Consider the following 26,888-nt stretch of genomic DNA (forward strand, 5'->3'; position numbering starts at 1 on the left):
GGGGATCATTGCAGAAGCTGGGTCCAGACTTTGGTCACGAGATCCTGCGCGGCGGGCGAGCAGGCGCGCGAGAATTCCACCTTCACCGTCGGGAACAGCTCGGGCGCGTTCTCCGGCGTGTATTTCGCGGTGGCGGTGTCGATCTTCACCGGAGCGGAATGGCCGTAGTAATTGTACTGCGCCGTCGCATTTTCAGGCGTCGACATGAAGTCGATGAACTTCTTGGCGTTTTCGACATTCGACGCGCCCTTCGGCACCACGAAGCTGTCCAGCCAGCCCACCAGCCCCTCTTTCGGCATGGCATATTCGATGGGCGCGCCATCATTGGCGCGGGTCTTCATCGAATTGCCGTCCCACCAGAAATGCATCGCCACTTCACCGCCGCCGATCCGGTTTTCGATATTGTCGCTGGTATAGGCGGCGACGAAGGGCTTCTGCGCGGCCAGCAGGTCGTAGACGCGCTTCATTTCGGCCGAGTCCTCGGTGCAGAAGGGAATGCCAAGGTAAAGCTGCGCCGCGCCCACGATTTCGTCGGGATAGGAAAGCTGCGCGATCTTGCCCTTCAGGTCTTCCGTCGGCTCAAAGAACACAGACCAGCTATCCACCGGCCCCTTGTACTGGTCGCGGTTCACTGTGAAGCCAGCGGTGCCATAGGCCAGCGGAATGGAATATTCGTTGGTTTCATCCCACCACTGGCCGCGCCATTTTTCATCGACGGCCTGATAGGCGGCGAGGTCATGGGCGTCGATATCTTCCAGCAACCCCTGATCAATCATGAGCCGCACGAAATGCTGCGAGGGCGTGACCAGATCATAGCCCGAGGCCCCGGCCTGCAACTTGGTCAGCAGGTCCTCATTGGCGTTGAAGCCGTCCATGGTGACCTTGATGCCGGTCTCGGCCTCGAACTTTGCCACCAGATCGGGGGCGATGCTGTCGGACCATGCGTAGATATGCAGCTCTCCCTCGGCCATGGCGGCCAGCGGCAGGGTGGCAAGGGCGGCGGTCAGGCCAAGAAGGCGGGTGGTTCTGGTCATCTGTCTCTCCTGTCAGGATGGTCGGGTCTTCATGCCCGGTCGGGGTTGCGGAAGGTCAGCACGAGGGCTGTGGTGGCAAGGATCAGCGAGCCCAGCACGATCAGCGTGGAAATCGCGTTCAGCTCGGGCGTGGTGCCCTGCTTGATCAGGCCGAAGATATAGACCGGCAACGTGGTCGAGCCGCCGGAGTTGAGCAGGTTCGAGGTGATGAAATCATCCATCGAGATCACGAAGGCCAGCATCGCCCCGGCAAAGACCCCCGGTGCGATCAGCGGCAGGGTGACACGGCGGAAGGTGACCCAGGGCGAGGCGTAAAGATCTTGTGCGGCTTCCTCGAAGTCGGCCTCCATTCCTTGCAGGCGGGCGCGGATCGGGAGGAAGGCGAAGGGGATGCAGAAGGCGGAATGCGCGATCACCAGTTTCAGAAGGCCGTTCTGCAACCCGATCTGCGAGAACAGGATCAGCACCGCCACCGCCAGCACGATTTCCGGCAGCAGAAGCGGCAGGTTCACCACGGTCTCCGACAGTCGCCGCAGTTTCACCTCACGCCCCCGCACCAGCACCAGCGCCGCCATCAGGGCGACCGTAGTGGCGATGGCGGTGGCGATGCCGGCCACGGTCAGCGAGATCTGCACCGCATCCAGCAGCGCCCGGTTTTGCAGAGCACTTTCATACCACCGCCAGGAAAACCCGGTCCAGACCGAGGCGAGGCGGTTTTCGTTGAAGCTGTAGGCGATGACCACAAGGATCGGCAGATAAAGCCAGACGAAGAACAGCGCGGTGAAGATCCGCGCGCCGGGATAGCGCCGCACGTCACGCATGGCCCACCTCCCGCCGCGCACGCAGCGCGTTCAGCATCAGGAACACCATCACCAGCACCATGAGTGTGACGGCAATCGCCGCACCGAAGGGCCAGTTGCGCCCGCCGCCGAACTGGGTCTGGATCAGGTTACCCATCATCATGGTCTTGCCGCCGCCCAGAAGGATCGGCTCCAGCACCGCGCCAAGGCAGGGCACGAAGACCAGCACCGCGCCAGCCATCAGCCCCGGCAGGGTCAGGGGCAGGATCACCCGCCGCGCGGTGACCCAGCGCGAGCCGTAAAGATCGTGGCTTGCCTCGATCAGTGCGGGGTCCAGCTTCTCGATACTGGCGAAAACCGGCAGGATCATCAGCGGGATATAGCTGTAGACCAACCCCGTGAGCATGGCGCCATTGGTGAACAGAAGGCTGTCCATATCGGTGACAAGGCCAAGTCCGCGCAGCGTTTTCTCGATCACCCCGTCATTGCCCAGAATGATGATCCAGGCATAGACCCGCACGATCATCGACACCCAGAAGGGCAGAGTGACCAGATAGACCAGCACCGCCTTCCAGCGCGCCGGGGCCTGCGCGATGACATAGGCGGCGGGCAGGGCAAGCACCGCGCAGATCAGCGTCGTCAGCCCGGCAAGCCACAGCGTGCGCCCGATGATGGCCAGGTATTGCGGGGTAAAGGCAAGGTTGCCGTCCCAATCCTCCTCGAACAGGATCTTCGCGTAGCTGTCGAAGGACAGGCCCCAGTCAAACCCGCCATAGGCGCCGCGGGTGGAAAGGCTCACCAGCACCACGATGGCGATGGGCAAGACCAGCGTCAGCGCCATGATGACCCAGGCGGGGGCAAGGCCCCAGATGCGGAAATCGCGCCAGCTCATCGTGCGAGCACCCGGGCGCTGTCGGGGCGGAATGCCAGTCGCACCGGGGCGCCGACGGCAAGGCTCGCACCATGCGACACCGCGTTGCGCTTCGACACCCGTAGTTCGATGCCGTTCACCGTGACCGTGTAATGGGTATAGCCGCCCATGTAATTGCGTCCGGTGATCGTGCCATGCAGCGCGTGGCCCTGCGCCTGATCCTCCATCCCGATCTTTTCGGGGCGCAGGGACAGCATCGCCGGCGCCCCCGCCACCGCGCCCTTGTGCCAGGTGGTGACCGGCCCCAGCGGCGTTGTCACCGTGGCCCGGTCGCCCTCAACCGAGACCACCTCGGCGGGCAGGAAATTCGTCTCGCCGATGAAATCCGCGACAAAGCGGTTTTCGGGGTCTTCGTAGATCTCGTTCGGGGCGCCGATCTGCTGCACCTCGCCCGCGCCGAGCACGCAGATGCGGTCGGACATGTCGAGCGCCTCTTCCTGATCGTGGGTCACGAAGATGAAGGTGATGCCCGTGGCGCGCTGCAAGGCGCGCAACTCGTCCCGCATCGCCTGTCGGAGTTTCAGGTCCAGCGCGGAAAGCGGCTCGTCCAGCAGCAGCACCTCGGGTTCCGAGGCCAGCGCGCGCGCCAGTGCGATGCGCTGCCGCTGCCCGCCCGAAAGCTGCGCCGGGCGGCGGCGGGCGAATTGCGTCATGTGGACGAGATCCAGCATCTGCGCCACGCGGTCCCGAATGCGCGCCTTTTCCCAGCCCAGATTTTCCAGCGCGAAGGCGATATTCGCCTCCAGCGTCATGTGCGGGAACAGGGCGTAGCTCTGGAACACCGTGTTGACCCGGCGCTTGTGCGGCGGCTGGTCAAGGATGTCGCGGCCATGCAGGCGGATGGTGCCGGAGGTCGGGCTTTCAAACCCGGCAATCATGCGCAGAAGCGTGGTCTTGCCGCAGCCCGACGGCCCCAGCATGGTGAAGAATTCGTTGTCGTAGATGTCGAAGCTGACCCCCTTCAGCGCCTGAAAGGTGCCGAAGGATTTGGCGACGTTCTGAACCTCGATGGCTTTCTTGCGTTCCATGGCTCAATCCACCGCCAGTTCGGTGATCTCGCGCCGGAAGGACAGCGTATCGCCCCAGTCCTCGCCCCAGACCCCGGTATCGAGTTCGCGGGCATAGCGGTGGCCGGCATAGGTCGCCCAGGCGATCGGGCCGGGGGCGGCGGCGTCGCCGATGATCTGCACGCTGCGGATGCCGGCATCGGCCCAATCGGCCCGCCGCGCCTTCAGCCCGTGGTAAAGCGCATCGTTCGAGGCGCGCGAGGCGACCAGCACCACCGCATCCGCCTCGATCACCCGGCGGGCATCGGTATAGGCGCAGTTGGCCTCCACCCCGTCGGCGCGCAGGGCGGTCACGCCCGTATTCAGCACGATCTTCACGCCTGCCTCCGCCAGACGGCGGTGAATGGCGCCCTGTTCCAGCGTGTTGCGCGTCCAGTCCGAGACGAAGGCGGCGGGGGTGACGAGCGTGACCTCGCAACCGGCTTTGGCACAAAGCTCGGCCAGCACGCCGCCCATGTAATAGTGATCGTCATCATAGACCACGACGCGGCCCGCGGGCATCCGCCCCGTCATCAGGTCATCGGGCGTGAAGGCGGGCAGGCTGCCCAAGCCCGGCATTGGCACCACATGCTGCCGCGCCACACCATCGGCGCGCCACTGGCTGCCGGTGGCGACGCAGATGTTCTGGAACCCGAAGTCCAGCACCTCCTCGACGCCGAGTTCCGATCCCGGATACATCTGCACATTCGGCCGCTGCCCGATCTGATAGAGCCGGTAATCCATCACCCGCCCCCAGGCCGACAGGCCGGGCAGCAAGCGTTCGCGCGCCACACGACCGCCGAACGCATCGCCCGCCTCGGCCAGCGCCACGTCATAGCCGCGCAGGCTGAGCGCCCGCGCCGCCTCCAGCCCGGCGGGGCCGGAACCGATCACCAGCACATTCTCGCTTTCGCCCCGCGCGGCGATCTTTTCGGGGTGCCAGCCCTTGCGCCATTCCTCCATGAAGGTGGGATTCTGGGTGCAGCGGCTGATCGACATGGTCATGTCGCCGGTGATGCAGATATTGCAGCCGATACATTCGCGGATGTCCTCGATCCGGCCTTCCTCCACCTTTTTCGGCAGGAAGGGATCGGCGATGGAGGGGCGCGCGCAGCCGATGAAATCCAGCGTGCCCTGCCGCACCATCCGCGCCATCACATCGGGCGATGTGAAGCGGCCCACGCCGACCACGGGTTTCGAGGAAAGTTCGCGGATGCCCTTCACCAGCACCTCTTGCGCGGCTTCCTCCTTGAAGCGCGATGGGCCGGAGCAATCTTCCCACGTCCCCTGCGCCAGATCCCACAGGTCGGGCAGATCGGCGTTCATCTCGATGAACTCTCGCACCTCGGCATTGGAAAAGCCCAGATCGCCGATGCTTTCGTCAAGGCTGACCCGCATCGTCAGCGCCATGGTATCGCCCACGGCGTCGCGCATATCTGCCACCACCTCGCGCGCAAATCGCGAGCGGTTTTCCAGACTGCCGCCATATTCGTCGGACCGCTGGTTGGTGGCGCGGCTGAGGAAATGCTGGAAGATGCCGAATCCATGCGCGCCGTAAAGGCAGATCAGATCGAACCCCGCCAGTTTTGACCGTTTCGCCGCGTTCACGAACCAGCGGCGCAGATTGCGGATGTCGCTTTTATCCATCGCGCGCGCCTGCACCGGATCATTGGTGAAGGTGCGGATCGGCAGCGCGGTCGGCGCCAGCGGCACCTCCTTGGTGTAGAAATTAGGCCCGTTGATACCGCTGTAAGCAAGCTGAATACCCGCCAGCGCGCCATGCGTCTTCATCGCCTCCGACATCTTGCGCAGGCCGGGAATATCCTTGTCCTCCCACAGCCGCAGCTCGATGAAGGGCGTGATTTCCGAGGTCTGGTGCATCTCGGTCTGTTCGGTAAAGATCACGCCCCAGCCGCCTTCGGCCTTGATGCCACGCATCGCCGCAGCGGCGGATGGATCGCGGTAGCCGCCGCCATTGCAATGCGGCACCTGATAGAAACGGTTCTTCGCGGTCAGCGGGCCAATGGCCATGGGCTGAAACAGGATGTCGTAGCGGGGATCGCGCAAGGCTCCGGGCTCCGTCTTGAGAGGGGCGGGAAGGGGCGTCGATGGGACGCGGGGTTGCCGCAGCAGAACCCGGCAGGGGGCTTCGGGTAAATAATCGCCTTCGGAAGCTGGAATTAGGCTGCGGCTAACGCAAGGTGGTCATGCCTTCGCTTTGGGCGAAGTGGCGTGGTCTTGTGCAACCGGGGAAGCCTAGAAATCGCGCTGCGGCCCGTCCAGCCGCAGCCGCAGCCCGGCGGCGCGCTCCGCGCTGACATTGGCGCGGCAATGGTCGACAAAGGCACGCACCGTCTGCGAGGCGCTGGCCCCTTCCGACAGCACCAGCCCCAGCCGCATGGGCCTGACCGGCCCGGTCAGCGGCACATAGCGCAGCCGCCGCCCGTCGGGGCTGTTGTCCGACCAGGGCCGGATATTGGCGATGGAATAGCCGAAGCCCTGACCCACAAGGCTTTGCATCACCGCCATGTCGCGGGTGCGTTCAGCAATCTGCGGCCGCACACCGATTTCGGTGAAGAAAGACAGGAAATATTCGGCGCTCAGCGGCAGGTCGAGCAGCACCATCGGATAGTCCGCCAGTTCGGCGGGCGAGACTGCGGCCAGGTGCGCAAGCTCATGCGTATCGGGCAAGACAGCGTAAGGGGGCAGCGTCGCCAGCGCCACGAATTCCAGATCTGCGGGGATGTTCAGATCATAGCTCAGCGCCAGATCCAGCGTCGCATTGCGCAATCCGTCAAAGATTTCCGACTGGTTGCGCTCGAACTGGTGGAAATCGACCTCCGGCCAGGCATCGACGAAGCTCCGCCGGAGCTGCGGCAGAACCACCTGCGCGAAGGTCAGCAGACAGCCCACGTTCAGCGGGCCGCGCACCTTGCCGGTGATGCTGTTGGCCAAATCGTTCAGCCGCGCGGCCTGTGCCAGCACCACTTTCGCCTGTTCCACGAACTGCTTGCCGCCCTGCGTCAGCGACAGGCCCTGCGCATGGCGGCGCACGAACAGCGGCAGGCCGAATTCCTGCTCTAACTGCGAAATCGCGGCGGAAATCGACGGCGAGGAGACATTCACCCGTTCCGATGCCAGCGCAATCGAGCCGCATTCGCCCACGGCAACGAGGTATTCCAGCTGCCGCAGGGTGAATCGCAAGGGCATGGCTTACCTCGGCCGTGATCAGGTTAGGGATAGCCTAACCCGGATCAGTATTTGATCCAAGTCGTCTTCAGCGCGGAATATTTGTCGAAACTGTGGATCGACAGATCACGCCCGAAGCCCGATTGTTTCATGCCGCCGAACGGGGTCATCGCGCTCAGCGCATCGACCGTGTTCACAGAAACCGTCCCCGCATTCAGCCGGTCCGAGACCGACAGCGCCCGCCCCAGATCGCGGGTCCAGACCGAGGCGGCAAGCGCATAGGGCGAGTCATTGGCCATGGCCAGCGCCTCGTCCTCGGTCTTGAAGGTCTGGATGGTCAGCACCGGGCCAAAGATCTCCTCCCGAACCACGCGAGCGTCGGGGCGCAGATCGGTGAAGATGGTGGGCTGCACATAGGCATCGGAGGCGTCGCGCGCGATCCGCTCGCCACCGCAGACCAGCCGCCCGGCCTGTTTGCCGCTGGCGATGAATCCCATCACCGTATCGGCATGTTTGCGGTCCACCAGCGGCCCCATGGCCGAGGCCGGGTCCAGCGGGTCGCCCGGCTGCGCCTGCGCGGCGCGGGCGGCCATGCGTTCGATCATTTCCTCGGCAATCGAGGCATGGACCAGCATCCGGCTGTTGGCCGAACAGACCTCACCCTGATTGAAGAAGATGCCGAAGGCGGCCATGTCGGCGGCGGCGTCCAGATCGGCATCGGGGAAGATCAGGTTCGGGCTCTTGCCGCCGGTTTCCAGCCAGATCTGCTTCATGTTCGACTCGCCGGCATAACGCTGGAACATCTTGCCCACGGCGGTCGAGCCGGTGAAAACGAGGCAATCCACATCCGCGTGACGGCCCAGTGCCTGCCCGGCATCCTCGCCAAAGCCCGGCACCACGTTCAGAACGCCATCGGGCAGACCGGCCTCGGCGGCCAGTTCCGCCAGACGCAGCGCCGACAGCGGCGATTGCTCGGCCGGTTTCAGCACGACCGAATTGCCGGTGGCCAGCGCCGGCGCCAGCTTCCATGTTGCCATATCCAGCGGGAAGTTCCACGGCACCACGGCACCGACCACCCCCAGCGGCACCCGCCGTACCATGGCCAGATCGCGGCCGCCGGTCGGGGCGATCTCGTCGTAAATCTTGTCGATCGCCTCGGCATGCCACTGGAAGAAATGCGCCGAACCGGGGGCGTCGATGGTGGAGGCATCCTTCACCAGCTTGCCCATGTCCAGGCTGTCCAGCAGCGCCAGCTCCGGCACGTTCTCGCGGATCAGCGCAGCAAGACGCAACAGCACCTCCTTGCGCTCAGCCGGGGTCTTGCGGCTCCAGCGGCCATCCTCGAAAGCGCGGCGGGCCGAGGCGACGGCGCGGTCGATGTCCTCCGCTCCCCCCCGCGCCACATCGGTCAGCACGGCGCCGGTGGCCGGGTTGACGCTTTCGAACCGCGCCCCCGAGGCGGCGGGCACGGCGCGCCCGTCGATCCAGATCTGATTGCGGAAGCGCAGCGCAGCAGCGCGCGCCTGCCAGTCGGCACGGGTGAATTGCGTCACGTCATTCATCGCCGGGAACTCCGTAGGAAGGCGCCTGCGTCGGATCTTCGGCGCGTTGCACATAGGCGGCCATCTGCGGCTTGTAGACCTCCCAGGCCGTCGCCACCGCCTCGATGGGGCAGGCTTCGGTCCAGTCGCAGCGCAGATCGGCCAGCGGCCAGTCCAGCCGGTCGGCAATCTTCAGCCCCGCCGAATGCACCGGCCCGGCCTCGCCACCCGCCGCCAGCCCGGCCCGCAGGGCGGCGATCATGCGGTCACCCAGATGGCCGGTGGCCGCCTCGAACCCCGCCACCATGGCAGCGGGCACGCCGTCATTGGCCAGAAGGTTGCCGCCCGCTGCACAATCCTGCCCCTGCGCCTCGGCCCAGATACCCAATACCTGCCGCCCGGAATGGATTGCGGTCGCGCCGCTGCCATCGATGACCAGCAATTGCCGGTAATCAATATGCGCGCGGCCAGCCGTCACCGCCTCAAGCGCCGCCTGCGCGCCAAGGCCGGAGGCCAGCGCCTCCAGCACCAGCGGCCCCAGCGCGGGATCGGTGACATTCTGGCTCGCCACCACGCCCACGCCCGCCCGCACATGCGCACAGCGCGCCGCCACGGCGGGGGAGGAGGAGGAGATCACCATGCCGAACTGGCCGGTCTTCGCGCAGCGGGCGACAAGGGAAAAGGTCATGCCGGGTCTCTTTCGGAAAACGCCGGGGGCTGTCTGCCCCCGGACCCCCGAGGATATTTTCGGACAGAAAATGGCGAGGGCGCCTTACAGGCTCATTTTTTGTCCAGAAATATCCCACGGGGGTCCGGGGGTGTGAAACCCCCGGTCCTGTGGGATCAATCAGGGATGACGGCGGTGGCGTCGATTTCCACCAGCCAGTCGGGGCGGGCGAGCGCCACCACGGTCAGGCCGGTGCAGACCGGGTGCACGCCCTTGATATATTCGCCCATGGTCCGGTAGACCGCCTCGCGGTGGCGCACATCGGTCAGGTAGACCACCAGTTTCACCACATGTTCCATCTTTCCGCCGGCTTCCTCGACCAGTTGGCGGATGTTCTGCATGACCTTGTGGGTCTGTTCCACCGGGTCGTGCGAGGCGATATTCTGCGCGGTGTCCAGATCCTGCGGGCATTGGCCACGCATCCAGAGCGTCGTGCCGCCGCGGGTTGCGACCGCCTGACAGAGGTCGTTGTCGAGGCGCTGCTCGGGGTAGGTGTCGCGGGTGTTGAACTTGCGGTAACGGGTGTGGGCCATTGGGTCTCTCCGGGTCATTCTGCGGCGGCGGCGGTTTCGCCGGGCGCGCGATAGGCAAGGTAGCTGCGTTGCTTGGCGATATGGTCGGCCACGAATTTCGCATCGTGCCAGACGCCCCAGATGAAGGAGGATCCGCGCCGCGACTGATAGGGCAGGCCGAGGAAATAGACGCCGGGTTCCGACGACACGCCGCGCTGGTGCCGGGGGCGGCCCTTGTCATCCAGCGCATCGACCTGAAGCCAGCCAAAATCATTGCTGAAGCCGGTGGCCCAGAGGATCGTGGTGATGCCAGCAGCCTTCAGGTCAAGTTCATGGATCGGGTCGGTCATGCAGGCGGGGTCGGGTCCGATCTCGCGGGCCTGCGGTTCCTCGGGCAGGGACAGGCCGTTGCGGGTGATCCAGGCATCGGCCTCGGCCAGCAGCGACAGATAATTGGCATCGCCCCGGCGGATATTGGTGCCAAGGTCATCGGCGAAGCGCAGCCTGCCACCTTCGAAGCTTTCGGTCCGGCCCAGCAGCACCATGCCGCGCGCGGCGAGCTTGCGGAAATCGACCGTCGCGCCGCCATGGGCACCGCTGACCGCGATGGTGGTATGTTCGGCGCCTTCCGGCGCGTCGGCGTCCCATTTGTTCAGCACGCCCAGCCACCAGACGAAGTCACGGCCGCGATAGGCGCGCGGCGGGCGGTCATGCGGCCCGACCGAGAGCCAGACCTTGCGCCCGGAAGCGAGCAGTTCGTCCGCGATCTGCACGCCGGACGATCCTGCACCCACCACCAGCACGCCACCTTCGGGCAATTGCGCGGGGTTGCGGTAGCTGTTGGAATGGATCTGGGTGATCCCGGCGCTTTCCGGCACCAGCGGCGGGATGACCGGGGTCTGGAACGCGCCGGTGGCCGAGATCAGATAGGTCGTCTCGATCACGCCTTGCGAGGTTTCGACGCGGAAGCCCGCGCGGTCGGGCAGGCGGGTCGCGCCCTTCACCTCGACCCCACAGCGGATGGGGGCGTCATATTTGCGGGCGTAAGCCGCAAGGTAGTCGGCCACCCCCTCCTTGCCGACGAAGGCATCGGGGTCGGCGTCAAATTCCAGCCCCGGAAAGCGGTCGTGCCAGGCCGGGCCGTTCGCCACCAGCGAATCCCAGCGGCAGCTGCGCCAGCGTTCGGCGATGCGGTCCTTTTCCAGCACCAGATGCGGCACGCCCGCACGGGTCAGATGTTCGCTGGCGGCGATTCCCGCCTGTCCGGCGCCGACCACCAGCGCCTCGGTTCTTTCGACTGACATGGGTTCCATCCTTGAGATCGGTCGTGCCTCAGGCCGGGATGCGGCGGGCAAGGTATTGGGCGAATTCGAAATTGGGCCGCTCCAGATGGCTGAGGGGGCCGGGCTGCGCGAGGTCCGAGCAAAGCCCGCGATAGACCTTCTCGGTGCAACCCTTGTCCTCGACATTCACATCGTCGAGCAGCGCACGTACCGAGGCCAGATGCGCCTCCGCCGCCGGATCTGCCAGCCAGTCTTCCGACATGCCGCCGCCGAACAGCACCTGCACATGGCCCGGCCCGTCGGGGGTGAGCGAGAGATACCAGAAATAGCCCGGTGTCAGCGTGATCAGCAGCGAGGGGTAGATCGCCAGCAGCCAGGTTTTGCGCCGGTCATCGCCTTCCAGCGTGGTGTTCGACGGATGCGCCAGTGCCAGCGGTACGGAATCATTCTTCAGAATCCAGTGGTAGTTGAACCCCGCGCCGCCGGTCGGGCAGACCATTTCCTCCAGCTTTGACGCGCCGCCGATGGTGCCGGCGTGGCACATCGGCAGGTGGTAGCTTTCCATGAAATTCTCGGCCAGCACCTTCCAGTTGGTCGCCCAGCGGAAATTTTCGCGGAAGGTCTCGCGATAGCCGGTCATGTCGAAAGGGGCGATAAGATCGGTCACTTCGGACAGCGCCTCTGCCGGGGCGGGTGCCTCGGGGTTGAGCGTGACCATGATCCAGCCCTGCCAGACCTCGCAGCGGATGGCGGGCAGGCCAAGCGCCTCTTTGCAGAAGCCTTCGTTCAGCGTCATCGCGGGCGCCCCGCGCAGGCTGCCGTCGAGGTTGTAGGTCCAGGCATGGTAGGGGCAGGTGATGGCCCGCACCTTGCCGCGACCTTGCAACAGGGTGGACATGCGATGACGGCAGACGTTTGACATCGCGCGGATGGCGCCGTCACGGTCGCGCAATACCACAACCGGCTCGCCCGCGATTTCCATGGTCAGATAATCGCCCGCATCAGGCAGGCTTTCGGCGCGACCGGCGCACAGCCAGTCCTGTGCGAAGACGTGTTTCTGTTCCAGCGCCAGAAACTCGGGCGAGGTATAGACCGCTTTCGGCATGGCGAATGCGCGCTCGAACGGGACCGAGACATTGGCATGCAGTTCGGCGGCGGGGCTCAGCGGGGCATGGCGGTTCATCTGCGCTTGTCCTTTCCTAATGAGCGGCCACGCCCTGCGGGGCCACGGTTGCGAACCATTTCGACACGGTCGAGTCGCCTGCGCTCAGGCTGTCCCGTTCGGATATGCTTTCAGAAAGCCCGGCGCAGTCTTTCACCAGCGCCAGCGGTCCTTCCCAGTCGAAATTGCGGTAGACGGCGGCAAGCTGCGCGAAAGGCGGGCCTTGTGCGAAAAGCTGGAACGTCAGCCGGTGACCGGCGTAATCGGAGTTCAGAAGGTCGCGCGCGAAGGCCATCAGGCGGCGGCGGTCCTTGGCGGTCCAGTCGTCACCGGCATAGCAGCGGTCGAGCCAGCGGGCGGTGTCGGGCGCGCGGAAGGCGGCGGCGTCCGGCATCAGCGCAAGCTGGGCGCCGCACAATTCGCGGGTCAGGTGGATCATGGCGGGCAACTGGCTGACCGCCTGCATCCTGCCCGCATAAAGCAGGCTCTGGTTCGGCATCATCAGCCCGGCGGGCGAGCGTTCGGCCAGCGTGATCGCCGCCGTCAGATGGGCGTTGATGGTCTCACGATACAGCGCAAGCTGCGACAGCTTCTCCTGCACCGGCTGTTGCCGGTTCAGTCCGCTGCGACGGGTGGCAAGAAGCGCCACCCCGATCAGCATGTCAGCCAGGCGCAGGTTGCGTTGCACGAAGGCGAAGGCCGAATAACGGTGAAGTGTTGCCCGGACCTGCATGGCCGCGCGGGTATGGCGGTAAAACAGCACGTTTTCCCACGGCACCAGCACATCATCGAAAATCAGCAGCGTATCCGCCTCGTCCAGACGGCTGGCCAGCGGGTAATCCTCTGCCGGGGAGCGGGTGGCAAAGCTCTCGCGGCAAAGGAATTTCAGCCCCGGCGTGGCCATGTCGCAGACAAAGCCGATGGCGCGGCTGGATTGTTCGGCATCGCCCCAATTCGTCAGCGTCGGCTTGATGAAGGCCTGATTGGCATAGGCGGCTGCGGTTTCGTATTTGGCGCCACGCACCACCACGCCCGCATCGGTTTCGCGCACCACACGCAGTGCCATTTCCGTGCCATCGGTGGCAGGCCCGGCATTGCCCGAGACGTGGAACAGATCGGCGGAGACCGCCCGGTCGACATGGGCGATGATATTGGGGGCGAAGCGCGGGTCGATGTCGTTCAGCGCAGCGGCGCAATCGTGCAGCGACCACATCTCGCCCACGGTTTCGTCACCGATCCGTGTGACAATGCCGCCCGCCATATCCAGCACCGCATCTGTGGCGCGGCGCTTGGCCCACCAGTCGGCCTGCGCGAAGGGCAGGGCGTTCAGCAGCACCTGCGCCTCGCCGTTGCGGGTGACGGTCATCAGGTCGCGCGTGTCCGGCGCGTGGGCCATGTCCTGCATCCGGGTACGAATCTCGACCATCGACCGGAAGGCGGGATGACTCGTGACATCCGCAACCCGGTCCCCGTTCACGAAAACCTCGCGTCCGTCTCGGATCGACTCGCGGTATTCTGTGCCAGTGCGGATCATGGTTGCGGGAGTCCTTTGGGATCGCCCCCAGAGTGCCGCACCGGCATGTCAGGCGAAAGCAAACTGTTTGTCAGCTTGGATTAGGTTTTTCCTAATCTGGCCGATCCAGGTGCTCTGGCGCTGCAATCAGTTCCCGGCACTGGCCAGAACCGTCAGAATCGCGCTGTCTTCCTGCCCGGCGGCGATGGCCAGATCGTGCAGGGTCTCGGCCCCGGTGGGCACGGCAAACCCGGCGGCCGTCAGGCGGTCACGCAACCCGGTTTCGCTGAGACCCAGCGCGGGCGCAACTTCGGCGGGCGTGGCCGCCAGCAGCCGGTTCGCCACGGCGAATTGAGGCGGACGCCCGCCCTGCGCGCTGCCGGACGGCAGGAAGAATACGGCCCCGGCCAGAACTGAGGCCGCCAGCGCCACGATCATTGGGGTATGGCGGAAATAGGCCGTCATCGGCCGCCAGTTCCGCCAGAGATGCAGCACGAAGGGCAGGATCAGCACCATGCTGAGCCATTCATGCATGCCATGGAAGGCCGCAGGGCCGATGTGAAGAAACAGCGCCACCCCGGACACGAGCGATACGAGGAACAGCCCGGTGGTGAACGGGGTCGCATAACGAAGAAACAGCGATTTCATGAGGAGGATTCCGGTGTATCAGGTTCAGTTCTCCTGATACGCCGCGCAGCCGGGTTTCCGTCGCGGATCAGCCCTGACCCAGGCGGGCGGCCAGTGCCTCCAGCGCCGCAATCGACGCGGCATAGGAATCACCCGATTTCGGAAAATCGAGCGGCTGCTTGCGATAGAAGGCCAGCCATTTCGGCAGATCGGCCAGCGGATAGCTGTTCGACCATGCGCCGCGCGTCAGCGTGAAGCTTTGCCCGTCTTCGGAAAGTTCTGCCTTCATGGCGGTGATCTCGTCCAATCCTGCGGCGGGGTCAAGACTGCGGCGCAGCCATGCACAGGACTTCGGCGATCGCGGCAGATGCGCGGCGTCGCAATCCGGCCTATCTTTCCTGCAACACACAGGAGGACGAGATGAGCTGGAACCCCGCACTGGACCCCGATATCCCCGTTGGCGATGCCGTGGACGCCATTGAAACCGTTGTCGTTGCCCGCGCCCGTGACCTTGGCGGTTTCGAGGTGCGCCGCGCCCTGCCGGCCGTGCAGCGCCAGATGGTCGGCCCCTTCATCTTCTTCGACCAGATGGGCCCGGCCGAGTTTCTGACCGGGCAGGGCATCGATGTCCGCCCGCATCCGCATATCGGGCTGGCGACCGTGACCTATCTGCTGAAGGGCAAGCTGCATCACCGTGACAGCCTTGGCACCGACCGCTGGATCGAGCCGGGCGCGGTGAACCTGATGACCGCCGGTATCGGGATCACCCATTCCGAACGCACTGATGGCGAGTTGCGCGAGAAGCCGCATGCCATGCTGGGGCTGCAAAGCTGGATGGCGTTGCCGGTGGAGCGTGAGGACGACCCCGCCGCCTTCCATCACACGCCCAGGGGCGATCTGCCGGAGCTGGAGGGTGAGGGCAAGCATCTGCGGCTGATCCTCGGCCATGGCTGGGGCGAACGGGCGCCGGTGCCGCTGGCCTCGGAGACGCTCTATGCCGATGCGACGCTGGCGCCGGGTGCCGTACTGCCGCTGCCGGACGATCACGAGGACCGCGGGGTCTATGTGCTCACCGGTGAGGTGACGGTGGCGGGACAAAGCTTTGAGGCGGGGCGAATGCTGGTGTTCCGTCCCGGTGACCGGATCGCCGTGAAAGCCGGGGCTTCCGGTGCGCGGCTGATCGTTCTGGGAGGCGCCACCATGGAAGGATCACGCCATATCTGGTGGAATTTCGTGGCCTCCAGCAAGGAACGGATCGAGGCGGCGAAAGAGGCATGGCGCGCCGGGGACTGGGCGCATGGCCGGTTCCGGCTGCCGCCGGGCGACGATGCCGAGTTCATCCCGGCGCCGGAAAAGTGACCGGATTTCAGGAAGATGCGAGAATGTGAAAAAATCGCATCGGGGGCGCTTGACGGCGGCGGCGTGGCCCCGTAATACACCCCCACATCCGGGCGCTGGCCCGGGCGGCAATGCGGTTGTAGCTCAGTCGGTTAGAGTACCGGCCTGTCACGCCGGGGGTCGCGGGTTCGAGCCCCGTCAACCGCGCCACCGCCCGCCAGCGCCCCGGATGTGTGATCGCGCGGTTGTAGCTCAGTCGGTTAGAGTACCGGCCTGTCACGCCGGGGGTCGCGGGTTCGAGCCCCGTCAACCGCGCCACTTCACACGAAAATAACCCGCCTGAGGCATCTGCCCGGCGGGTTTTTCGTTGTGGCTTGCATCGCTGCCGGTTTTCGTATTCATGGGTGTGAATATGAATTGGGGCCGAAGATGCTGAACCTTCTCGACCAGATGCCGTTGAACCTGCTGATCCTCGCCGCGCTGACGCTGGGGCTCGCGCCTTTCGTGCCCGAGCCACATATCTGGGAAAAGCTGAAGATGCTGGCCTCGGGCACACTGGCGAAGCCGATCGACATCTTCGACCTGCTGCTGCATGCCGCGCCCTTCATCCTGATGGGCGCGAAGCTGGTGCGGATGGCGCTGAAGTAAGGCTCAGCGCGGCAGGGCGGCGGCTTCGGCGGCCAGCGCCTCGATCCCGGCCCAGTCGCCCGCCTGCATCATTGCCTTGGGCGCAACCCAACTGCCGCCGACGCAAAGCACGGTCTTCAGCTTCAGGTAATCGGCGGCCTTGGCCAGCGTGATGCCGCCGGTCGGGCAGAAGCTTACCTGCGGCAGCGGGGCACCGATGGCGGCAAGCGCGGCAGCGCCGCCATTCGCCTCTGCCGGGAAGAATTTCTGCACCGTATAGCCACGCTCCATCAGCGTCATGACCTCGGAACAGGTGGCGGCCCCGGCCAGCAACGGCAGGTCGTGCTCTTCGCAGGCGTCGAGCAGCCGTTCCGTCGCACCGGGCGAGACGCCGAAAGTGGCACCAGCCGCCTTGGCCGCTTTCACATCGGCGGGGGTGAGCAGGGTGCCCGCCCCCACGACGCCGCCCTCTACATCGGCCATGGCGCGAATGACCTCCAGCGCCGCCGGGGTGCGCAGCGTGACTTCCAGCACCGGCAGGCCGCCCTTGACCAGCGCGCGCGCCAGCGGAGCGGCATGGCCGACCTCCTCGATCACCAGAACCGGGATCACGGGGGCAAGGCGGCAGATTTCGGCGGCGCGGGCAGAGGCTTCGGCGGGGGTCATGGCGATGTTCCGGGCGTTGGGGCAGGTGGATGGGGTGGATGCCTCCGGCGGGGATATTGGGGCCAGGATGAAAGGGCAATTCTGCGCCCATGCCCCGCCGGGGCGGAATCAGACGACGACGGCGGCGCCTTCGGTGGCATTGCCGACATTGCGGCGGAAGGCCTCGAACAGGTCGCGGCCGATGCCGTGGCTGTTGGCGGAAAGGTCGGCGGTGACCGGCGTGCGGCTGTCGAAATCCTCGGCCAGAACGGTCAGCGTGCCGGCGATGGCGTCGAGCCGCACGATGTCGCCGTCACGCAGCTTTGCCAGCGGGCCGCCGGTGGCGGCTTCGGGGCTGACATGGATGGCGGCGGGCACCTTGCCCGAGGCGCCCGACATGCGGCCATCGGTGACCAGCGCCACCTTCAGCCCGCGCTCCTGCAAAACTGAAAGCGTGGGGGTCAGCGAATGCAGTTCCGGCATCCCGTTGGCACGCGGGCCCTGGAAGCGGACGACGACAACGGTGTCCGCGGTGAACTCTCCCGCCTTGAAGGCGGTTTTCACAGCCTCCTGATCGTGGAAGATGCGGGCCGGGGCCTCGATCACATGGCGTTCGGGTGCGACGGCTGAGACCTTGATGACCCCGCGACCGAGATTGCCGCTGAGTTGCTTCAGCCCGCCGGTGGCGGCGAAGGGCGCACTGGCCGGACGCAGGATGCGGTCGTTCAGCGTCTCAGAGGCGGCTGGCACCCATTCAAGGGTTTCGCCCGCAAGGCGCGGCTCCATCCGATAGGGCTGCATCCCGTCGCCCATGATGGTGCGGGCATCCGGGTGCAGCAGCCCCGCGTCGAGCAATTGCCCGATCATGTAGCCAAGTCCGCCAGCGGCGTGGAAATGGTTCACGTCGGCAAGTCCGTTGGGATAGACCTTGGCCATCAGCGGCACCACGTTCGAGATGTCGTCGAAATCCTCCAGATCAAGGTGGATACCGGCGGCGCGGGCCATAGCGGGCAGGTGCAGCACGAGGTTGGTCGAACCGCCGGTTGCCATCAGGCCCACCAGCCCGTTGACAAAGGCGCGCTCGTCCAGGATCTCGCCGACCGGGCGGTAATCATTGCCCTGCGCGGTGATCTGCGATGCGCGCGCCACGGCGGCGCGGGTGAGGGCCGCGCGCAGGGGCGTGCCGGGGTTGACAAAGGAACTGCCCGGCAGGTGCAGGCCCATGAACTCCATCAGCATCTGGTTGGTATTGGCGGTGCCGTAGAAGGTGCAGGTGCCCGGCCCGTGATAGGAGGCCATCTCGGCCTCCATCAGCTTGTCGCGTCCCACTTCGCCGGTGGCGAATTGCTGGCGCACCCTGGCCTTTTCGTCATTCGGCAGGCCGCTGGTCATCGGGCCTGCGGGCACAAAGACGGCGGGGATATGCGAGAAGGTGGCGGCGCCGATGATGAGGCCGGGCACGATCTTGTCGCAGACCCCCAGAAACAGCGCCGCGTCAAAGGTGTTGTGGCTGAGCGCCACACCCGAGGCCAGCGCGATCACATCGCGGGAAAACAGCGACAGCTCCATCCCCGGCTGGCCCTGAGTCACGCCGTCGCACATGGCCGGCACGCCGCCTGCGACCTGCGCGGTGGCGCCGTTGCGGCGCGCCTCCTCGCGGATCAGCTTCGGGAAATCCTCGTAGGGCTGATGGGCCGACAGCATGTCGTTATAAGCGGTGACGATGCCCAGATTGGGCTGGCGACCGGCGGCCAGTGTGGCCTTGTCGGTTTCCATCGCCGCATAGGCATGGGCCTGATTGCCGCAGGTCAGATGGGCGCGGGCCGGGCCTGCGCTGGCGGCGGCGCGCATCCGGTCAAGGTAGTCGCCGCGCGGCCCCTCGGACCTTGCGCGGATCCGGTCGGTCACGCGGGCGATGGTGGCGTTCAGCGTCATGGCGGGCTCCGTTCTTGCGGTGCCGGTGATGTAGCAGATTTTGTTAGCGCTAACAACCCATGTTCCCCGCCGGACCCGCAATCGGCAGGTTCCGGCGAGAAGGCGAGTCTGGACTGTCCACGCCCCCGCGTCAATCGTCCGGCGCTTTCAAAGGGCACAGTAATTCCCCGGGCTTTCCGCAACAATGCGCCGAGTCCAACGCAATTCCGCCCCGATCCAGCAGGAAAACAGATGAAAGCGCAACCGGAGAAGCCGGAGGTTGGAAATGAAATCTGCGATTCGGATTATGATTGCCCTGGGGCTTGCTTTCGGTCTGTCGGCCTGCGGCGGCGGTGTGGCGTCGCGCAGTGGCACCACGCCGGGCGGCATCACCGTGGCGACGAAGAACCCCGTGGTGATGGCATCTAAATATGACGTGCAGGGCATCCGGGTGTCGGTGCCGCGCGACCTGCGGGTCTCGGAAGCCAACATGTTCTACCCGATTGCCGACATCGTCTGGCGGGGGGATGTGCTGGGGGATCGTTACACTCAGGTGCAGGCCATTCTGGAAGAGGGCTTTGCCAAGGGCACGGCCGCGATGCATCAGGGGCCGAAGGTCATGCTGGATGTGGAACTCACGCGCTTCCATTCGCTGACGGAAAAGACACGCTACACGGTTGGCGGTGTGCATTCGGTGCATTTCATCCTGACGGTGCGCGATGCGGCGACCGGCGCGGTGATCGAGAAGCCGCGCAAGGTCTGGGCCGATGCCAAGGGCGCGGGTGGCACGCGCGCCATTGCGGAAGAGGCGGCGGGGCGCACCATGCGGGTGGTCATCGAGGAACGTCTGGCCGAGGTGATCCGCCAGGAACTGTCGATCCCGATGCCGGAAAGCACCGCGCCGATGTCGCGCAACAGCACGCTCGCGACCGGGACGGTCGCCGCACTTTACTGACGCCGGGCTTTCGTTACCGGCCGTGACAGGCTAGAGGGGGGCATTGCCCCCCTTTTTCGCATGTGAGCCGATGACCGAGACCCGCCGTACCGTAAGACTGAAACCCAAGGCCGAGGCGCGGGCGATCCGCCATGGCTTTCCCTGGGTCTATGCCGACGAGTTGGTGACCGACCGGCGCACCCAGGCGCTGGAGCCCGGTTCGCTGGCCGTGCTGGAAGATGGCGAACGGCGGCCGCTGGGCCTTGTCACCGTCAATGTGAAATCGAAGATCATCGCCCGTATGCTGGATCGCGACCCCGAGGCGGTCATCGACGAGGCCTGGTTCGCCGCCCGTCTGCACAGGGCGCTGGACATGCGCGCGCGGCTGTTCGACGCGCCGTTTTACAGGCTGGTCCATGCCGAGGCCGATGGCCTGCCCGGCGTGGTGATTGACCGTTTCGGCGATGTGGCGGTGATCCAGCCCAATGCCGCCTGGGCCGAGGCGCATCTGGAGGCGCTGGCCGCCGCGCTGCGCGCCGTGACCGGGGTCGGCACGATCATCAAGAACGGCACGGGCCGCGCCCGCGGGCTGGAGGGGCTGACCGAGGAGACGGCTGTGCTGTCGGGCGGGATCGACGCGCCGGTGCCGGTCCAGATGAATGGCGCGACCTATATGGCCGATGTGCTGGGCGGGCAGAAAACCGGCCTGTTCTTCGACCAGCGGCCGAACCACGCCTTTGCCGCACGTCTGGCGAAAGGCGCGCGGGTGCTCGATATGTTCACCCATGTCGGGGGGTTTGCGCTGGCGGCGCTGGCGGGTGGTGCGGAAAGCGCGCTGGCGGTGGATGCCAGTGCGCCCGCGCTGGCGCTGGCCGCAGAGGGTGCAAAGGCGACGGGCGTCGCGGACCGCTTCAGCACCCGGCAGGGCGATGCCTTTGACGTTCTGGAAACGCTTGGCAGGGAGCGCGCGCAATTCGATCTGGTGATCTGCGACCCGCCCGCCTTTGCACCCGCCAAGCCCGCGCTGGAGGCGGGCCTGCGCGCCTATGAACGCATCGCCCGCCTTGCCGCGCCTCTGGTGGCGCCGGGCGGCTATCTGGTGCTGTGTTCCTGTTCCCATGCCGCCGATCTGACCGCTTTCCGCAACGCCAGCGCACGCGGCATCGGGCGCGGCGGGCGGCGGGCGCAGGTGATCCATACGGGCTTTGCCGGGCCGGATCATCCGCTGCTGCCGCAGCTTGCGGAAAGCGGCTATCTGAAAGCCGTGTTCTTCCGGCTGGATTGATGCGCGTCGTTCTGGACGCCTGCGTGCTGTTCCCCAGCGTGTTGCGCGACATCCTGCTGGGGATGGCAGCCCGCGGGCTTTACGAACCCGTCTGGTCGGAACGCATTCTGGAGGAATGGGCGCGGGCGGTGATCCGTCTTGGCGCTGATGCGCAGGCCGAGGCGCGGGCCGAGGGGCTGCTGATGCGGACGGCTTTCCCCCGCGCCATGCAGCGTGCGCAGCCAAATATCGAGGCGCGGCTGGTGCTGCCGGATGAAAACGACCTGCATGTTCTGGCGGTGGCGATTTCGTCGGGCGCCGATGCCATCCTCACCTTCAACGCCAGCGATTTCCCCCGGCATGTTCTGGCGGCCGAGGGGATCGAGCGTCGTGACCCCGACGGGTTCGTCTGGGAACTCTGGTCGCGTAACCCTGCCGAGGTGGGCGCGGTCATCGCCAGGGTTCATGCCGAGGCGGAACGGCGCGCGGGGCAGCCCGTCTCGCTGAAAGCCCTGCTGAAACGGGTGAAGCTGAACCGCTTCGCCAAGGCATTTGGCGCCGGGGGCGTCTAGCCGTTCACTTTCCAGCGCGCCTCGTTGGTTTCGATGGCGCGAATGCGCTCCTCGGCAGCAGGGTGGCTCAGAAGCCAGGCGGGCAGGGCGGTACCACGGCTCCCGGTCAGCCCGGCCAGTTTGCGAAACAGCGATTTCTGCGGCGCGGTGCCGATCCCGGCCTTCACCAGCAGGGCCGAGGCATAGGCATCGGCCTCGAACTCATCGCGCCGCGACAGCCGGGCCATCAGAGCGGTGGAAATCAGGTTGGCGATCCAGATGCCCAAAACCGGGACGAACCGCGCGAGCAGCGCGGTCAGCATCACGAAAACCGCATTGGCCCCGGTGAAGTCGATCATCCGGCGGCGGGTATGGCCCAGGGCGACATGGCCAAGTTCATGCGCGATGACGCTGGCAAGCTCATCCGCCGACACTTCGCCCGCGCGGTATTTCTGCATGAACCCCGAGGTCAGGAAGATGCGCCCGTCCGGAGCCGCGAGGCCATTGACCGGCGCCACGTCATAGACATGCACGGTGATGCGCGGAATCTCCAGCGCCCTTGCCATGCGGTGCATCACCGGCTCCAGCCCCGCATCGCGCAGCGGATGCGACCGGGCATCAAGCTCTTTCGCGCTGCGCCAGACCGAGAAGCGATACATCAGCAGGGCATAGGCGATGGCCAGAAGGATGGGGGCGAATTTCAGCATGGAGGGAATATGGATCAGTCCGGCCTGTGGGGCAAATCCCGCTCGCGCCGGGCCAGCGTCAGCAGCCACCAGCCCAGACCCAGCACCGCCGCACCGCTGGCGACAAGGCCCAGCACGGACCCAAGCAGATCGGAAGCGACCGCGAGATTGCCCGCGAAGGCGCGGCCCATGAGGATATAAAGCCCGCACCAGACCGCTTCACCCGCCACGCCCCAAAGGGTGAAGGCGGCCCAGCCCTGTCGCATGGCGCCTGCGATCAGGTTGACATAAGGCCCCAGCGGCGAAAACAGCCAGCGCGACAGAAAGACCGCGATACCGCCACGCCGCTGCATCAGGTCGCGGGCGCGGGTCAGGATCGCAGCGCGGCTGCCCTCGTGGCCCAGCCTTTCCACCAGCGCAACCCCGCCGGTGCGGCCCGCCAGATAGCCGGTCTGGTCGCCCAGTGTCGCCCCCAGCAGTGCCGCGCCGATCACCTGCCACAGCACCAGATCGCCCGAGGCGACAAAGCCGCCTGCCGCCAGCATGACCACTGAGGCCGGGATGGGCAGGGCAAGGCAGGAGGCATAGGTGCAAAGCCCGATCAGCCACAGTCCCCAGGTGGGCACAAGCGCCAGCAGCCAGTCGGTCATGGCTTTGGCGGCGCAGCGCGCAGGGTGGCGATGGCGGCCTCGACCTCGGCAATCACCTGCGCCACCGGCACACCACGACCGGCGGCAATCTGTTCCAGCGTCAGCGGCCGCCCTTCCGGCGGCGGCAGGCCCGCCTCTGCATCTATGGTGCGCGGGTCAAGCCGCCAGCTGCGCCCGACATAGCCCACGGTCATCCAGGGGGCCACGGCTTCTTCCCGGTGCTGTGACCAGTAGACCGCCCGCACCACGATCCGCCCGGCGAAGAACAGCGCCAGCACCAGCGCCAGCACGAAGGCCGCGAACAGCTTCGGATGGCGACGGGCAAGCGGGATCATCGCAGTTCCTTGATCCCGCGCGAGATGCCTTCCAGCGTCATCGGCACCATGCGATTGGCGAAGATGCCCTGGATGAGCCGGATGGATTGGGTGTAGCCCCAGTGTTCCTCGCGGACCGGGTTGATCCACAGATGGTTCGGCCATTGTGCGCAGGCGCGTTCCAGCCAGACCTGACCCGCCTCGGGGTTCCAGTGTTCATTGGCGCCGCCGGGATGCAGGATCTCGTAAGGCGACATCGAGGCATCGCCCACGAAGATCGCCTTGTAATCGGCGCCATAAGTGCGCAGCACCTCCCATGTCGGGGTCTGTTGATCCCAGCGGCGGATGTTGTCGGTCCACACCCCTTCGTAAAGGCAGTTGTGGAAGTAGAAATGCCGCAGATGCTTGAATTCCGCCTTCGCGGCGCTGAACAATTCGTCCAGCACGCGGATGTATGGGTCCATGCTGCCGCCGACATCCAGAAACAGCAGCACCTTCACCGCATTGCGCCGTTCGGGCCGGGTCTGGACGTCCAGATAGCCGTGATCGGCAGTGGCGCGGATGGTGCCGTCCAGATCCAGTTCATCCGCCGCACCGTCGCGCGCCCAGCGGCGCAGACGCCGCAGCGCGACCTTGATGTTGCGGGTGCCCAGTTCCACCTTGTCGTCCAGATTGCGGAACTCGCGCTTGTCCCAGACTTTCACGGCGCGCTGGTGGCGGCTTTGATCCTGCCCGATGCGCACGCCTTCCGGGTTGTAGCCATAGGCACCGAAGGGCGAGGTGCCGGCGGTGCCGACCCATTTGTTGCCGCCCTGATGGCGGCCCTTCTGTTCCTCCAGCCGCTTCTTCAGCGTTTCCATCAGCTTGTCGAAGCCACCCAAGGCTTCGATCTGGGCCTTTTCCTCGGGTGTCAGATGCTTTTCGGCCAGCTTCGCCAGCCAGTCGCCCGGCAGGTCGATCGCCTCCAGCACCTGATCGGCGGTGATGGCATCCAGACCCCTGAAGCTTTCGGCGAAGGCGCGGTCGAAACGGTCCAGATGGCGCTCGTCCTTCACCATGGCGGTGCGGGCGAGGTAGTAGAACGCCTCCGCATCATAGGTAGCGAGCTCTGCGGCCATGCCTTCCAGAAACCCAAGATACTCGCGCAGCGAGACCGGAACGCCGGTGCGGCGGAGGGTTTCAAAGAACGGCAGGAACATCGGCTCAGATCGACCTTTCGATGATGATGGTAACGATCATGCCGACAACTGCGAACAGGATGGCGAAGCTGCCGCCCCATTGCAGCATGTCAGCCAGCCGCCCGCCATGGGCGCGGGCGCGTCCGGCACCCAGAAGCGCCCCGAATATCGCGGCGGTAATGACGATCATGCCTCAGCCTCTCCTGCTGCTGCCGCGCGGCGCCGGGGCGCCATCGCGGACGGGCAGGGGGCGCGCGGCCCCTCAGCCCCTGAACAACTGCCGCAGTTTCGAGGGCACCAGCGATGCGATGTCACGCATCCGGGCCCGCGTCGCCGCATCCGAGCCGAAGCCATACCGTGCCCAGCCCTGACTGTCGAGCCGCAGCGCCCGCGCCGCCGCCACGTTGCCCTGCGCCTCCAGCGCCTGCGCCTTGACCAGCATCACGGTCGCCAGAAGCGAGGCGTTCTGCGCCTGACGCGCCACCGGGATCGCGCGGTCGGCAAAGGCGATGGCCTGAGCCGGGTTGGCCTGGCTCAGCGCCAGGGCGGCAAGCTGCATGTCGACATGGGCGGCCTGGATCTGCGCGCCCGGCAGGCGGCGGTAGATACGTTCTGCATTGGCAAAGGCATTGGCCGCAGCCACCGGATCGTTGCTGACATTGAGACGCCCGACAGCGAACCAGGAGAAAGCCAGACGGCTCGCCTGCCAGCCCTGCGCATGGGCGATGGCCAGCGCCTCATGTGCGGCGGCATTGCGGGCAGAGACGCTGCCACGCGGTCCAAGCGCGGTTTCCATGGCGCGGATCCAGGCCCGTGGCGTCTGGCCCCCCTGATGGGTGCGGCCGGTGGCGCCGGTGGGGTTCAGCCGCGCCAGCAGGCCGGGCAGCACTCCCGCCACCTGCTCGCGTGTCATGCCGCTGCGCAGTTCCGGCGCATAGTGGACGCGCAGCATCAGCATGTCGAAGCTGGTCAGGACGGTGTGGAAATTGTCGTCGTTGAACACGCTGTCCGGCAGTTGGTACAGGTCGTTCAGCGGCCCCATGGCCTGTGCGATTTCCTCGTGCAGGCAATCCCGCACCTCTTGCGGGGTGGAATCCGCCGGGGCGAAGATCGCCAGCCGCTCGCGTTGACGCAGCGTTGTCCAGTCCAGCGTGCCAGTGCCGCGCGCAGCCTTGTATTCTTCCCAAGATGCAACGCGGGGTGCCACGAAACAGGCAACATTGCTGAAGGTCGCGCGGATGGTCTTGCGCGGCACGAAGACCACGTTGATATTCGCCGGTCCGCTGGCGCGGCGCACATCCAGCCCCGCCTCGTTGCGGAAGCGCGAGATCAGCCGCGCCAGATCGGCCTCGGCTGTGGGTGGCACCTGTCCGGTCAGGGCGACGGTGATCGGGCCGCCCTCGAACCGGGTCAGAACCGGCAGTGCGCGCCCGCTTTCCATGCGGAATTCGAGATCAAGGAAATCCTGTGCGATTTCCGCGTTCGAGCGGCTGACACGCTGCGGGGTCTGGCCCGAAAACAGGTTGACCGCGCTGGTGACGGATGAACCCGGCTGTTCGACCAGCCGGTTCATCGAGACCTCGGCGCGATAGCCGGAATCGGGTGTCTGGGCGCAGGCGGTCAGTGCGGCGAGCGCGAGTACGGCGGTGATACGCATGGGTTGGCAGCCCCGTGAGTGCGGTGGTCGTATGAGACCGCGATCCGGCGGAGCAGACAGATGCGCCGGATCATGGCCCCGGTTGTGCGGGGCCGTGCCTGACCCTGTGACGATGCCCCCGCATCGCCAGCCCGGCCGGTCCCCCGGAAACCGGAGCCTGCGTCCTGTCTCCCCCGAGACAGGATGAACCGCAGATCCCCGGCACCCTTCGCCGTCCTGCCGGTCAGATGGGCGGCCCCCGCCGCCTTTCTGCCCGACTGTCCGGCATCGCCCCGGTCCCCCGACCGGCGCGAAACCCGCATCCCGGCCGGCAGGGCCGGGGGCGGGGTGTCACAGGACGTTTGCAGAACCGGAACCCGTGTCACGGCACAGCCCACCGGCGCCGCCGCAGCAGCGGGGCCGGAATTTTGCGCATACGCCATCGACTGGCGCAGCGGGCTGCACGTTACAGGGGTCATGTCTCCGCTCGACCTGTGCTTGTTGTTGTCACGTTCTTCATTGCAGTCAGAGAACGTGAGCAGAGTGTCTGCACCGGGGCCGATTTATGTCAATCTCGGGAAATCCTGGGGCGTGACGGCATTAGGGCGCGCCACAATCCATCGCGGTCGCGTGAGGACCGCGCGCCAGATTTGCGATGCGGTTATCACGGAATATTTCAGAATGTTTCTTTAATTTTGGCGCTAGTGAGGTGAAATTGGCTTAATTGTGGCGTGATTGTGGCGGAAGCGGCGAATCTATGGCGCTGATTCTTGCGGTTGGGCAAGG

Annotated in this window: 27 protein-coding genes and 2 tRNA genes; 7 read left to right on the forward strand and 22 right to left on the reverse strand. The window is 65.9% G+C overall.

Annotated features, from left to right (window positions below; genetic code table 11):
- Positions 1–5: 5 nt before the first annotated feature.
- From IE126_RS06725 to IE126_RS06790, 14 genes are all read right to left on the reverse strand, one after another.
- On the reverse strand, positions 6–1,034 hold the full coding sequence (locus tag IE126_RS06725) for an extracellular solute-binding protein (RefSeq protein ID WP_108126959.1): 1,029 nt from the start codon (positions 1,032–1,034) through the stop codon (positions 6–8).
- Between the two features lie 29 nt (positions 1,035–1,063).
- Positions 1,064–1,855: an ABC transporter permease gene (locus tag IE126_RS06730; protein WP_108126957.1), complete on the reverse strand. Its 792-nt coding sequence runs from the start codon at positions 1,853–1,855 to the stop codon at positions 1,064–1,066.
- Positions 1,848–2,726, reverse strand: coding sequence for an ABC transporter permease (locus IE126_RS06735; protein WP_108126955.1), 879 nt, complete (start codon positions 2,724–2,726; stop codon positions 1,848–1,850). The genes IE126_RS06730 and IE126_RS06735 overlap by 8 nt, the downstream gene beginning before the upstream one ends.
- Complete coding sequence (locus IE126_RS06740) at positions 2,723–3,793, reverse strand: ABC transporter ATP-binding protein (protein WP_108126953.1); 1,071 nt, start codon at positions 3,791–3,793, stop codon at positions 2,723–2,725. The genes IE126_RS06735 and IE126_RS06740 overlap by 4 nt, the downstream gene beginning before the upstream one ends.
- 3 nt (positions 3,794–3,796) lie before the next feature.
- On the reverse strand, positions 3,797–5,878 hold the full coding sequence (locus IE126_RS06745) for an oxidoreductase (protein ID WP_189380526.1): 2,082 nt from the start codon (positions 5,876–5,878) through the stop codon (positions 3,797–3,799).
- A 189-nt stretch (positions 5,879–6,067) separates the two neighbouring features.
- A complete protein-coding gene (locus IE126_RS06750; RefSeq protein WP_108126949.1) occupies positions 6,068–7,021 on the reverse strand; it encodes a LysR family transcriptional regulator in 954 nt (317 codons plus the stop codon).
- A gap of 44 nt (positions 7,022–7,065) precedes the next feature.
- Entirely contained in the window at positions 7,066–8,562 is a 1,497-nt protein-coding gene (locus IE126_RS06755) for an aldehyde dehydrogenase (protein WP_189380527.1), read from the reverse strand.
- Positions 8,555–9,229, reverse strand: coding sequence for a DUF1028 domain-containing protein (locus IE126_RS06760; RefSeq protein ID WP_189380528.1), 675 nt, complete (start codon positions 9,227–9,229; stop codon positions 8,555–8,557). Before IE126_RS06760 ends, IE126_RS06755 begins: the two co-directional genes overlap by 8 nt.
- A gap of 155 nt (positions 9,230–9,384) precedes the next feature.
- Positions 9,385–9,801 (reverse strand): RidA family protein, encoded by a 417-nt coding sequence (locus IE126_RS06765; RefSeq protein WP_054303431.1) that lies wholly within the window; start codon positions 9,799–9,801, stop codon positions 9,385–9,387.
- 14 nt (positions 9,802–9,815) lie between these two features.
- Positions 9,816–11,084 carry a flavin-containing monooxygenase gene (locus IE126_RS06770; protein ID WP_189380529.1) on the reverse strand — a complete coding sequence of 423 codons (1,269 nt, stop codon included), beginning with the start codon at positions 11,082–11,084 and terminating at the stop codon, positions 9,816–9,818.
- A 28-nt stretch (positions 11,085–11,112) separates the two neighbouring features.
- Positions 11,113–12,246: an aromatic ring-hydroxylating oxygenase subunit alpha gene (locus IE126_RS06775; RefSeq protein WP_054303433.1), complete on the reverse strand. Its 1,134-nt coding sequence runs from the start codon at positions 12,244–12,246 to the stop codon at positions 11,113–11,115.
- A gap of 16 nt (positions 12,247–12,262) precedes the next feature.
- Positions 12,263–13,759 carry a 4-hydroxyphenylacetate 3-hydroxylase family protein gene (locus IE126_RS06780; RefSeq protein ID WP_189380530.1) on the reverse strand — a complete coding sequence of 499 codons (1,497 nt, stop codon included), beginning with the start codon at positions 13,757–13,759 and terminating at the stop codon, positions 12,263–12,265.
- 126 nt (positions 13,760–13,885) lie between these two features.
- A complete protein-coding gene (locus IE126_RS06785) occupies positions 13,886–14,386 on the reverse strand; it encodes a DUF4405 domain-containing protein (protein ID WP_108126940.1) in 501 nt (166 codons plus the stop codon).
- Between the two features lie 67 nt (positions 14,387–14,453).
- Positions 14,454–14,654, reverse strand: coding sequence for a hypothetical protein (locus IE126_RS06790; protein ID WP_054303700.1), 201 nt, complete (start codon positions 14,652–14,654; stop codon positions 14,454–14,456).
- Between the two features lie 131 nt (positions 14,655–14,785).
- Between IE126_RS06790 and IE126_RS06795 the strand changes: the two genes are divergently transcribed.
- From IE126_RS06795 to IE126_RS06810, 4 genes are all read left to right on the forward strand, one after another.
- Positions 14,786–15,724 (forward strand): pirin family protein, encoded by a 939-nt coding sequence (locus tag IE126_RS06795; RefSeq protein ID WP_108127411.1) that lies wholly within the window; start codon positions 14,786–14,788, stop codon positions 15,722–15,724.
- Between the two features lie 112 nt (positions 15,725–15,836).
- Positions 15,837–15,913 (forward strand) — tRNA-Asp (locus tag IE126_RS06800).
- A 31-nt stretch (positions 15,914–15,944) separates the two neighbouring features.
- A tRNA-Asp gene (locus IE126_RS06805) sits at positions 15,945–16,021 on the forward strand.
- Between the two features lie 111 nt (positions 16,022–16,132).
- Complete coding sequence (locus IE126_RS06810; RefSeq protein WP_054303436.1) at positions 16,133–16,351, forward strand: hypothetical protein; 219 nt, start codon at positions 16,133–16,135, stop codon at positions 16,349–16,351.
- A 3-nt stretch (positions 16,352–16,354) separates the two neighbouring features.
- On the opposite strand, the gene eda is transcribed toward IE126_RS06810, so the two are convergent.
- Positions 16,355–16,996: a bifunctional 4-hydroxy-2-oxoglutarate aldolase/2-dehydro-3-deoxy-phosphogluconate aldolase gene (gene eda, locus IE126_RS06815; RefSeq protein WP_189380531.1), complete on the reverse strand. Its 642-nt coding sequence runs from the start codon at positions 16,994–16,996 to the stop codon at positions 16,355–16,357.
- Between the two features lie 108 nt (positions 16,997–17,104).
- Positions 17,105–18,910 (reverse strand): phosphogluconate dehydratase, encoded by a 1,806-nt coding sequence (edd, locus tag IE126_RS06820; protein WP_189380532.1) that lies wholly within the window; start codon positions 18,908–18,910, stop codon positions 17,105–17,107.
- A 265-nt stretch (positions 18,911–19,175) separates the two neighbouring features.
- On the opposite strand from edd, the gene IE126_RS06825 reads away from it, so the two are divergent.
- The 3 genes from IE126_RS06825 to IE126_RS06835 all read left to right on the forward strand — a co-directional run bounded on the left by IE126_RS06825 (position 19,176) and on the right by IE126_RS06835 (position 21,659).
- Complete coding sequence (locus IE126_RS06825) at positions 19,176–19,844, forward strand: DUF6778 family protein (protein ID WP_054303439.1); 669 nt, start codon at positions 19,176–19,178, stop codon at positions 19,842–19,844.
- A gap of 70 nt (positions 19,845–19,914) precedes the next feature.
- Entirely contained in the window at positions 19,915–21,108 is a 1,194-nt protein-coding gene (locus IE126_RS06830) for an RSP_2647 family RNA methyltransferase (RefSeq protein ID WP_189380533.1), read from the forward strand.
- Entirely contained in the window at positions 21,108–21,659 is a 552-nt protein-coding gene (locus IE126_RS06835; RefSeq protein WP_189380534.1) for an RSP_2648 family PIN domain-containing protein, read from the forward strand. Before IE126_RS06830 ends, IE126_RS06835 begins: the two co-directional genes overlap by 1 nt.
- Here IE126_RS06835 and IE126_RS06840 read toward each other — a convergent pair.
- The 6 genes from IE126_RS06840 to IE126_RS06865 form a co-directional block, all read right to left on the reverse strand.
- The gene (locus IE126_RS06840; RefSeq protein WP_189380535.1) at positions 21,656–22,345 is read right to left on the reverse strand and encodes a M48 family metallopeptidase; all 690 of its coding nucleotides are present in this window, start codon (positions 22,343–22,345) and stop codon (positions 21,656–21,658) included. The genes IE126_RS06835 and IE126_RS06840 overlap by 4 nt on opposite strands.
- A 14-nt stretch (positions 22,346–22,359) precedes the next feature.
- A complete protein-coding gene (locus tag IE126_RS06845) occupies positions 22,360–22,974 on the reverse strand; it encodes a DedA family protein (protein ID WP_054303443.1) in 615 nt (204 codons plus the stop codon).
- Complete coding sequence (locus IE126_RS06850; protein WP_189380536.1) at positions 22,971–23,309, reverse strand: hypothetical protein; 339 nt, start codon at positions 23,307–23,309, stop codon at positions 22,971–22,973. Before IE126_RS06850 ends, IE126_RS06845 begins: the two co-directional genes overlap by 4 nt.
- A complete protein-coding gene (locus tag IE126_RS06855) occupies positions 23,306–24,487 on the reverse strand; it encodes a vWA domain-containing protein (RefSeq protein WP_189380537.1) in 1,182 nt (393 codons plus the stop codon). Before IE126_RS06855 ends, IE126_RS06850 begins: the two co-directional genes overlap by 4 nt.
- A gap of 4 nt (positions 24,488–24,491) precedes the next feature.
- A complete protein-coding gene (locus IE126_RS06860; protein ID WP_054303446.1) occupies positions 24,492–24,656 on the reverse strand; it encodes a hypothetical protein in 165 nt (54 codons plus the stop codon).
- Positions 24,657–24,728: 72 nt separating this feature from the next.
- Positions 24,729–26,123: a DUF2927 domain-containing protein gene (locus tag IE126_RS06865; RefSeq protein ID WP_189380538.1), complete on the reverse strand. Its 1,395-nt coding sequence runs from the start codon at positions 26,121–26,123 to the stop codon at positions 24,729–24,731.
- Positions 26,124–26,888 lie beyond the last annotated feature (765 nt).

This window comes from Gemmobacter nanjingensis, from assembly GCF_014652195.1.
Classification (GTDB): domain Bacteria; phylum Pseudomonadota; class Alphaproteobacteria; order Rhodobacterales; family Rhodobacteraceae; genus Gemmobacter; species Gemmobacter caeni.

Excerpts from the sequence above, each read along its gene's own strand:
- IE126_RS06725 (WP_108126959.1), bottom strand. The coding sequence starts at position 1,034 with ATGACCAGAACCACCCGCCTTCTTGGCCTGACCGCCGCCCTTGCCACC.
- IE126_RS06730 (WP_108126957.1), bottom strand. The coding sequence starts at position 1,855 with ATGCGTGACGTGCGGCGCTATCCCGGCGCGCGGATCTTCACCGCGCTG.
- IE126_RS06735 (WP_108126955.1), bottom strand. The coding sequence starts at position 2,726 with ATGAGCTGGCGCGATTTCCGCATCTGGGGCCTTGCCCCCGCCTGGGTC.
- IE126_RS06740 (WP_108126953.1), bottom strand. The coding sequence starts at position 3,793 with ATGGAACGCAAGAAAGCCATCGAGGTTCAGAACGTCGCCAAATCCTTC.
- IE126_RS06750 (WP_108126949.1), bottom strand. The coding sequence starts at position 7,021 with ATGCCCTTGCGATTCACCCTGCGGCAGCTGGAATACCTCGTTGCCGTG.
- IE126_RS06755 (WP_189380527.1), bottom strand. The coding sequence starts at position 8,562 with ATGAATGACGTGACGCAATTCACCCGTGCCGACTGGCAGGCGCGCGCT.
- IE126_RS06760 (WP_189380528.1), bottom strand. The coding sequence starts at position 9,229 with ATGACCTTTTCCCTTGTCGCCCGCTGCGCGAAGACCGGCCAGTTCGGC.
- IE126_RS06765 (WP_054303431.1), bottom strand. The coding sequence starts at position 9,801 with ATGGCCCACACCCGTTACCGCAAGTTCAACACCCGCGACACCTACCCC.
- IE126_RS06770 (WP_189380529.1), bottom strand. The coding sequence starts at position 11,084 with ATGTCAGTCGAAAGAACCGAGGCGCTGGTGGTCGGCGCCGGACAGGCG.
- IE126_RS06775 (WP_054303433.1), bottom strand. The coding sequence starts at position 12,246 with ATGAACCGCCATGCCCCGCTGAGCCCCGCCGCCGAACTGCATGCCAAT.
- IE126_RS06780 (WP_189380530.1), bottom strand. The coding sequence starts at position 13,759 with ATGATCCGCACTGGCACAGAATACCGCGAGTCGATCCGAGACGGACGC.
- IE126_RS06785 (WP_108126940.1), bottom strand. The coding sequence starts at position 14,386 with ATGAAATCGCTGTTTCTTCGTTATGCGACCCCGTTCACCACCGGGCTG.
- IE126_RS06790 (WP_054303700.1), bottom strand. The coding sequence starts at position 14,654 with ATGAAGGCAGAACTTTCCGAAGACGGGCAAAGCTTCACGCTGACGCGC.
- IE126_RS06795 (WP_108127411.1), top strand. The coding sequence starts at position 14,786 with ATGAGCTGGAACCCCGCACTGGACCCCGATATCCCCGTTGGCGATGCC.
- IE126_RS06810 (WP_054303436.1), top strand. The coding sequence starts at position 16,133 with ATGCTGAACCTTCTCGACCAGATGCCGTTGAACCTGCTGATCCTCGCC.
- eda (WP_189380531.1), bottom strand. The coding sequence starts at position 16,996 with ATGACCCCCGCCGAAGCCTCTGCCCGCGCCGCCGAAATCTGCCGCCTT.
- edd (WP_189380532.1), bottom strand. The coding sequence starts at position 18,910 with ATGACGCTGAACGCCACCATCGCCCGCGTGACCGACCGGATCCGCGCA.
- IE126_RS06825 (WP_054303439.1), top strand. The coding sequence starts at position 19,176 with ATGAAATCTGCGATTCGGATTATGATTGCCCTGGGGCTTGCTTTCGGT.
- IE126_RS06830 (WP_189380533.1), top strand. The coding sequence starts at position 19,915 with ATGACCGAGACCCGCCGTACCGTAAGACTGAAACCCAAGGCCGAGGCG.
- IE126_RS06835 (WP_189380534.1), top strand. The coding sequence starts at position 21,108 with ATGCGCGTCGTTCTGGACGCCTGCGTGCTGTTCCCCAGCGTGTTGCGC.
- IE126_RS06840 (WP_189380535.1), bottom strand. The coding sequence starts at position 22,345 with ATGCTGAAATTCGCCCCCATCCTTCTGGCCATCGCCTATGCCCTGCTG.
- IE126_RS06845 (WP_054303443.1), bottom strand. The coding sequence starts at position 22,974 with ATGACCGACTGGCTGCTGGCGCTTGTGCCCACCTGGGGACTGTGGCTG.
- IE126_RS06850 (WP_189380536.1), bottom strand. The coding sequence starts at position 23,309 with ATGATCCCGCTTGCCCGTCGCCATCCGAAGCTGTTCGCGGCCTTCGTG.
- IE126_RS06855 (WP_189380537.1), bottom strand. The coding sequence starts at position 24,487 with ATGTTCCTGCCGTTCTTTGAAACCCTCCGCCGCACCGGCGTTCCGGTC.
- IE126_RS06860 (WP_054303446.1), bottom strand. The coding sequence starts at position 24,656 with ATGATCGTCATTACCGCCGCGATATTCGGGGCGCTTCTGGGTGCCGGA.
- IE126_RS06865 (WP_189380538.1), bottom strand. The coding sequence starts at position 26,123 with ATGCGTATCACCGCCGTACTCGCGCTCGCCGCACTGACCGCCTGCGCC.